The sequence below is a fragment of the Streptomyces sp. G-G2 genome (genome assembly GCF_030063135.1).
Taxonomy (GTDB): Bacteria; Actinomycetota; Actinomycetes; order Streptomycetales; family Streptomycetaceae; genus Streptomyces.
The window spans coordinates 110,221-117,442 of sequence record NZ_JASISO010000026.1 but is presented as its reverse complement, the minus strand read 5'-3'; the positions used below and the strand labels follow the sequence as shown (position 1 = coordinate 117,442).

The 7,222-nt window shown below is 74.3% G+C and carries 6 protein-coding genes; 4 read left to right on the top strand and 2 right to left on the bottom strand.

From position 1 onward, the window contains the following. The coding region (gene ftsL, locus QMF80_RS21505; protein ID WP_283455754.1) for a cell division protein FtsL at positions 1 to 365 on the bottom strand (365 nt) is incomplete at its 3' end. A 70-nt stretch (positions 366 to 435) separates the two neighbouring features. Beyond that, the gene (gene rsmH / locus QMF80_RS21500) at positions 436 to 1,395 is read right to left on the bottom strand and encodes a 16S rRNA (cytosine(1402)-N(4))-methyltransferase RsmH (RefSeq protein ID WP_283455752.1); all 960 of its coding nucleotides are present in this window, start codon (positions 1,393 to 1,395) and stop codon (positions 436 to 438) included. A 354-nt stretch (positions 1,396 to 1,749) separates the two neighbouring features. On the opposite strand from rsmH, the gene QMF80_RS21495 reads away from it, so the two are divergent. The 4 genes from QMF80_RS21495 to QMF80_RS21480 all read left to right on the top strand — a co-directional run bounded on the left by QMF80_RS21495 (position 1,750) and on the right by QMF80_RS21480 (position 7,185). Beyond that, positions 1,750 to 2,301, top strand: coding sequence for a beta-class carbonic anhydrase (locus tag QMF80_RS21495; RefSeq protein WP_283455750.1), 552 nt, complete (start codon positions 1,750 to 1,752; stop codon positions 2,299 to 2,301). Between the two features lie 101 nt (positions 2,302 to 2,402). Further along, positions 2,403 to 3,413, top strand: a complete 1,011-nt coding sequence (locus QMF80_RS21490; protein WP_283455748.1) for an AAA family ATPase — start codon at positions 2,403 to 2,405, stop codon at positions 3,411 to 3,413. Then, positions 3,413 to 4,771 (top strand): DUF58 domain-containing protein, encoded by a 1,359-nt coding sequence (locus QMF80_RS21485; RefSeq protein WP_283455747.1) that lies wholly within the window; start codon positions 3,413 to 3,415, stop codon positions 4,769 to 4,771. The genes QMF80_RS21490 and QMF80_RS21485 overlap by 1 nt, the downstream gene beginning before the upstream one ends. Beyond that, complete coding sequence (locus QMF80_RS21480) at positions 4,768 to 7,185, top strand: transglutaminase TgpA family protein (RefSeq protein ID WP_283455745.1); 2,418 nt, start codon at positions 4,768 to 4,770, stop codon at positions 7,183 to 7,185. Before QMF80_RS21485 ends, QMF80_RS21480 begins: the two co-directional genes overlap by 4 nt. The last annotated feature ends 37 nt before the right edge of the window (positions 7,186 to 7,222 follow it).

The window sequence follows — 7,222 nt, the reverse complement described above, 5'->3', positions numbered from 1 at the left end:
CCCTGCGGGGTGTTCTGAGTGGCGGCGGGCGGGGCGGAGGGGGGCGGCGACGGCGGGGCGGGGACCTCGGCCGTGGCCGGGGTCCCGCTGACCTTGCCGTCGGTCCCGAGGCAGACCGGGCCGCCGCCGGGCAACAGGCCCAGCTCGCGGGCCCGCCGCTCCAGCGCGTCGGGCGCCGACTGGGCGTCCACGTCGCGCTGGAGGGCCTGCTGCTCGTCGGTGAGCGAGGTGGTCTCCTTCTTCAGCTTGCTGAGCTGGAAGGAGCCCTGGTTGAGGGCCGAGTTCAGCAGCAGCAGGCTGATCAGCCCGCCGGCGAGCAGTACGACGACCAGCAGCACGAAGGGCGTCCGCCCGGCCTTGCTCACCCGGCCCCCTCCCGTCGCCGCCCGGCCCCCGCAGCCCGGCCGTACCCGGTCGCCGCCCGCCCGCCGGGGGTCACAGCTCGGCCGCCCGGATGCGTTCGACGCCTCGGCAGCGGGCCGGGGCGGCCCGGCGGTTCTCGGCGATCTCCTCTTCCGTCGGCAGTTCCGCGCCGCGGGTCAGGAGCTTCAGCTTCGGCTGGTACTTCTCCGGTACGACGGGCAGCCCGGCCGGCGCGGTGTTGGCGGCGCCCGCCGCGAACACCTGCTTGACCAGGCGGTCCTCCAGCGAGTGGTAGGAGAGCACCGCGATCCGGCCGCCGACGGCGATCCGGTCCACGGCCGCCGGAATGGCGCGCTCCAGACCGGACAGCTCGCCGTTGACCTCGATCCGCAGGGCCTGGAAGGTCCGCTTGGCCGGGTTGCCGCCGGTCCGCTTGGCGGCCTGCGGCAGCGCGTCGCGGATCAGCTCGACCAGCCGGGCGCTGTTGGTGAAGGGGTTCGTGCCGCGCTCGCGCACCACGGCGGACACGATCCGCTTGGCCTGCTTCTCCTCGCCGTACTGGCGCAGGATCCGCACCAGCTCGCCCGGCGGGTAGGTGTTGAGGACCTCGGCCGCGCTCATGCCGGTCGTCTGGTCCATCCGCATGTCCAGCGGCGCGTCCTGCGCGTAGGCGAAGCCGCGGTCGGCCTCGTCCAGCTGCATGGAGGAGACCCCGAGGTCGAAGAGGATGCCCTGGACGGTGGGGGTGCCGAGGCTGTCCAGCACCTCGGCCAGGTCGGCGTAGATCGCGTGCACCAGGGTGGCCCGCTCGCCGAACGGCGCGAGCCGCTCGCCGGAGAGCCGCAGGGCTTCCTTGTCGCGGTCGAGCCCGATCAGGCGGGCTTCGGGGAACCGGGTCAGCAGGGCCTCGCTGTGGCCGCCGAGGCCGAGGGTGCAGTCGACGACGACGGCCCCGGGCCTCTCCAGCGCCGGGGCCAACAGGTCCAGGCACCGCTGGAGCATCACCGGGACATGTCGGGACTCGCTAGTCAAAGCGCCCTCTCAGATAACGGCGCGGCAGGCGCACGCACCACCGGGCGGGCCGGAGAGCCGGAGAGGCCGGGCCGTACGTACGCGCCGCGCACGCGGAGTTCCATCGGTGGCCGGGAGGCCGGTGAGGGCCGGGCCCCGGCCGGTTCGCGTCACTTTAGTCCAACGGTCGCCGCGGTCAACGAACCGCCCCGCGCGCCGTGCGCCGCTCTCCCGATGAAGCCACAAAAGCCGTGAATCACCCGGACGGCCGCCTCCACCCCACCCTTGTGGGTTAGCTCACAACAAGGTCCATTGACGTTCTTTGTCCACCCTCGCTCCCTGCCTTTACCAGCGGTGACCACTACCGTCGTAGCCATGACGACTTCCGCACACCTGCCCTCAGGCTCCGCTCCCGAGTCCCCGGAGAGCGGCAGCGTCACCGACCGCCTCGTCCTCGCGAACGCCCGCTACGCCGCGGAATTCGCCGACCCCGGCATGGACGCCCGCCCGGTCCTGCGCGTGGCCGTCGTGGCCTGCATGGACGCCCGCCTCGACCTGCACGCCGCCCTCGGGCTGGAACTCGGCGACTGCCACACCATCCGCAACGCGGGCGGCGTGGTCACCGATGACACCATCCGCTCCCTCACCATCAGCCAGCGGGCCCTGGGCACCCGCAGCGTGATACTCATCCACCACACCGGCTGTGGCCTCGAAAACCTGACCGAGGACTTCCGGCACGAGCTGGAGGACGAGGTCGGCCAGCGCCCCGCCTGGGCCGTCGAGGCCTTCCGCGACGTGGACCAGGACGTCCGGCAGTCCATGCAGCGTGTCCGCACCAACCCCTTCCTGCCCCACCGCGACGATGTGCGAGGCTTCGTCTTCGACGTGCACACCGGACTCCTGCGCGAGATCAGTCCCGTCTCCTGAGTGACACCAGGCCGTAACGCCGTCAACAATGTGTTTTTCGGGGTGGGCCGGACAAGCGCGAACGGGCGTCGGCCCAGGGGAAAAGGGCCGAGGAGAACCAGGTGACCACGTACGACGACCGAGCGAGCCTCGCTGATCTGACCACCACGGCGGAGCGGATCCGCCAGTCGGTGGAGAGCGTGATCGAGGGCAAGCCCGAGGTCGTCCGCCTCGCGCTGACCGTGCTCCTGGCAGAGGGCCACCTGCTCATCGAGGACGTGCCCGGGGTCGGCAAGACCATGCTGGCCAAGGCCCTCGCCAAGTCCATCGACTGCTCGGTGCAGCGGATCCAGTTCACCCCGGACCTGCTGCCCTCCGACATCACCGGCGTGAGCATCTACGACCAGCAGACCCACGAGTTCGAGTTCAAGCCCGGCGCCGTCTTCGCACAGATCGTGATCGGCGACGAGATCAACCGCGCCTCCCCCAAGACCCAGTCCGCACTGCTGGAGTCGATGGAGGAACGCCAGGTCACCACCGACGGCAAGACCTACCGGCTGCCCTCGCCGTTCATGGTGGTCGCCACCCAGAACCCGGTGGAGATGGAGGGCACCTACCCCCTCCCCGAGGCCCAGCGCGACCGCTTCATGGCCCGCGTCTCCGTCGGCTACCCCAGCCCCGAGGCCGAGCTGGAGATGCTCGACGTGCACGGCGGCCAGTCCCCGCTCGACGACCTCGCCGCCGTCGCCCACGCGCACGACATCCTCAAGCTGATCGACGCCGTCCGCGAGGTGTACGTCGCCCAGCCCGTCCGGCGCTACATCGTGGACCTGGTCTCCGCGACCCGCCACCACCCCGAGCTGCGCCTCGGCGCCTCACCCCGGGCCACCCTGCACCTGCTGCGCGCCGTCAAGGCCTCCGCCGCCCTCGCGGGCCGGGAGTACGTGCTGCCCGACGACGTACAGGCGCTGGCCGCCCCGGTGCTCGCGCACCGGCTGCTGCCGACCGCGCAGGCCCAGCTCAGCCGCCGGACCTCCGAACAGGTGATCGCCGAGATCCTCCAGCGGACCCCGGTCCCGGCCGCCACCGCGCGCGGCGAGCAGCCGCCCGGCGCGGACGTCCGGGGCTTCTGATGAGCGCCGGTACCCCTGGCGGTGCCGGCGAGAGCGGCGGACTGCGCACGGCGCTCTCCGGGCTCACCACCCGCGGCCGGTCCTTCCTGGCCGCGGGCATCGCCGCCGCCGTCTGCGCCTACGTCCTGGGCCAGGCCGACCTGCTGCGCGTCGGGCTGCTGATCGCCCTGCTGCCGCTGATCTGCGTCCTCGCCCTGCACCGGACCCGCTACCGGGTCACCGGGAGCCGGCGCCTGACCCCGATGCGGGTGCCCGCGGGCGCCGAGGCCCGGGTCCAGCTGCGGATGGACAACGTCTCCCGGCTGCCCACGGGCCTGCTGATGCTGCAGGACCGGGTGCCGTACGTCCTCGGGCCCCGGCCCCGCTTCGTCCTGGACCGGGTGGAGCCGGGCGGCCGCCGCGAGGTGTCCTACCGGGTCCGCTCCGACCTGCGCGGGCGCTACCCGCTGGGGCCGCTCCAGCTGCGCCTGGCCGACCCCTTCGGGCTGGTGGAGCTGACCCGCTCGTTCAGCACCTACGACACCCTCACCGTCATCCCGCGCACCGAACCGCTGCCCGCCGTACGGCTGGCGGGCGACTCCTCCGGCTACGGCGACGGCAGCCTCCGCTCGCTCGCGCTGGCCGGTGACGACGACGTGATCCCGCGCGGCTACCGGCAGGGCGACGACCTGCGCCGCGTCCACTGGCGGTCCACCGCCCGCTACGGCGAGCTGATGGTCCGCCGCGAGGAGCAGCCGCAGCGCAGCCGGGCCACCGTCCTGCTGGACACCCGGCGGCTCGCCTACGAGGGCGCGGGCCCCGACTCGGCCTTCGAATGGGCCGTCTCCGGCGCCGCCTCCGCCCTGGTCCACCTGCTGGAGCGGGGGTTCTCGGTCCGGCTGCTGACCGACACCGGGAACTCGGTGCCCAGCGAGGGCGCGGGCGGTTTCTCCTCCGGCGGCCAGGAGTCCGCCGAGGCGGCGGGCCTGATGATGGACACCCTCGCGATCGTCGGGCACTCCGACGGGGCCGGGCTCTCCCGCGCCCACGACCAGGTGCGCGCCGGCCACGACGGGCTGCTGATCGCATTCTTCGGTGAGCTGGACGACGTACAGACCTCGCTGGCGGCGAAGATGCGCGGCCGGTCCGGCGGCGCGGTCGCCTTCGTGATCGACTCCGACGCCTGGGCCGCTCCGGGCGCCGCCCCGGAGCGGACGCCGAACCCGCAGGCCGAACGGCTGCGGCAGCTGCGCGACGCGGGCTGGACCGCGGTCGCCGTACCCCCCGCGACCGCCTTCGCCGAACTGTGGCGGCAGGCGGCCACCGGCCAGGGCCACGGACCGGGCCATGACGTGAACACCAGCGGAGGCACAGCATGAGCGGCCGGGCGAGACTGACCCTCTTCGCGCTGCTGGCGACCCTGCTCACCGCCAGTGCGATGCTGCCCCTGGTACGTCCCACGACCTGGATCCTGCAGGCGGCGGTGCTGGCCGCCGTCCAGAGCGGGGTCGGCGCGGCGGCCCGGCGGGTGCCGCTGGCCCGCCCGCTGACGGTGGCCACGCAGCTGCTGGTGAGCGCGGTCCTGCTGCTCCTGCTGTTCGCCGGGCGGGGGCAGCCCACCGGGTCCGGGCCGCTCGCCTACCTGGTGACGGACTTCGGCGGACTGTTCCGGCAGGGGCTGCGGGACGTGGGCGAGTTCGCCGCGCCCGCGCCGCTGACGGAGGGGATCCGGCTGCTGCTGATCTCCGGGGTGCTGCTGATCGCGCTGCTCGTGGACACGCTGGCGGTGACGCTACGGGCCGCCGCGGCGGCCGGGCTGCCGCTGCTGGCGCTGTATTCGGTGGGCGCCGGGCTGAGCGGCGGCGGCGGGGCGTCCTGGCTGTGGTTCGTCCTGTCGGCCTGCGGCTACCTGCTGCTGCTCCTGGCCGAGAGCCGGGACCGGCTGGCCCGCTGGGGCCGGGTCTTCGGCGGCGCGGCCCCGGACGGTGCGGGCGGCCGTACGGGCGGGGCGGGCGGCGGGAGCCGGCCGCTGGCCCCCGTACGGACCGGTCGGCGGATCGGCGCGCTCACCCTCGGGATCGCCCTCGCGGTGTCGGCGGCGCTGCCCGCGATGGGCGGCGGGCTGCTGGACGCGCAGGGCTCGGGCGGTGGCGGCGGGGGCCTGGGCGTCGGAACGGCGCAGGCGGTCAATCCGCTGGTGGCCCTCCAGGACAGCCTCAACACGCAGGACAACCGCGAGGTGCTGAAGTACCGGTCGGACAGCAAGGAACTCTCCAACCAGTACCTGCGGATCCTCTCGCTCGACCGGTTCGACGGGGTCAAGTGGGAGGCGTCCGCGCGCCCGCTGACCGAACTCCCCGCGCGGCTGCCGGAGCCGCCGGGCCTGAGCGGGGACGTCCGCGCGGGCGCCACCGAGGTCCGCACCAACGTCTCGGCGTCGGGCACCTACGCGCAGCGCTACCTGCCGATGCCCTACCCGGCGACCGGCGTGGACGTCCGCGGGCGCTGGCGGTACGAGCCGGTGGGGCGGACGCTGGTCGGCGAGCAGCTCAGCAGGGAGAAGTACCAGAACACGCAGGGCGCGCAGTACACCGTGCGCAGCCTGGAGCTGCGGCCGACGGCCGAGCAGCTGGCGGCGGCGCCGCCCGCCTCCCCCCAGTTCCTCGGCGAGTACACGCAGCTGCCGGACAACCTGCCGAGGGCGGTCACGGACACGGCCTTGCGGGTCACGCAGGGGGCGCGGGGCAGCTACGCGAAGGCGGTGGCGCTCCAGGACTACTTCGCCGTCAACGGCGGGTTCACCTACGACACGAAGGTCGCCTCGGGCAGTGGCTCGCAGGCCATCGTGAAGTTCCTGGAGGACAAGCGGGGCTTTTGCATCCACTTCTCCTTCTCGATGGCGACGATGGCCCGCTCGCTGGGGATCCCGGCCCGGGTCGCGGTCGGTTTCGCGCCGGGCACCCGGCAGGGCGACGGCAGCGTGGCCGTGAGCATGCGGGACGCGCACGCGTGGCCCGAGCTGTACTTCGAGGGCGTGGGCTGGACCCGCTTCGAGCCGACCCCGCAGCGCGGGTCGACCCCGTCGTACACCCGGCCCGACACTCCGGTCTCGCAGCCGTCCGCCCCGGCGCCGCTGCCGTCGGCGTCGGCGGCCGCGCCCAGCGCGGCCCCTTCGCAGTCGGACGACTGCCCGCCGGAGCTGAAGAAGCTCGGCGAGTGCGGGAACCCGGCGGTCGCGGCGGGCGCCGGTTCGGGTGGCGGCGGGGTGTCGGCGGGTACCGTCCTCGCCTGGTCGGCGTCGGCGGTGGTGGTCCTCGTGGTGCCGCTGCTGCCGTTGCTGTGGCGGCGCCGGGTACGGGCGCGGCTGCTGCGCGGCGGGGACCCGCTGGACGCGTGGCGGGAGCTGGGGGACTCGGCGTGGGACGTCGGGATCATCCCCGACGAAGCCCTGTCCCCCCGGGCCGCCGCGGCCCGGATCGTGGAGCGGGGACGACTGGCCCCGGACGCGGCGGACGCGGTACGGCGGGTGGCGGGGGCGGTGGAACGGGAGCTGTACGCGCCACCGGGCGCGGTGGCGGTCCCGCTGGGGCCCGACGTCCTGGCGGCCCGCGCGGCCCTGCTGGCCGGGGTCTCGCGGCGCAGCCGTCTGCGAGCGGTGTTCGCGCCGCGCTCGGCGGTCCGCGTCCGCTGGTCCGCCGCGTCCCGCTGGTCCACGGCCACCCTGCGCCTCGGCCGCCTGGGAACCCGGCTCGTCCGCCCCCTCGGCACCCGCCTCACCCGCCGCCGCGGCTGACGGACCCGCCCTCGCGGAGCCGAGCGAAACCCGGCCC

What these genes read in the sequence shown, in the direction of transcription:
- QMF80_RS21495 (WP_283455750.1), top strand. Translation starts at nt 1,750, where the DNA reads ATGACGACTTCCGCACACCTGCCCTCAGGCTCCGCTCCCGAGTCCCCG.
- QMF80_RS21485 (WP_283455747.1), top strand. Translation starts at nt 3,413, where the DNA reads ATGAGCGCCGGTACCCCTGGCGGTGCCGGCGAGAGCGGCGGACTGCGC.
- QMF80_RS21480 (WP_283455745.1), top strand. Translation starts at nt 4,768, where the DNA reads ATGAGCGGCCGGGCGAGACTGACCCTCTTCGCGCTGCTGGCGACCCTG.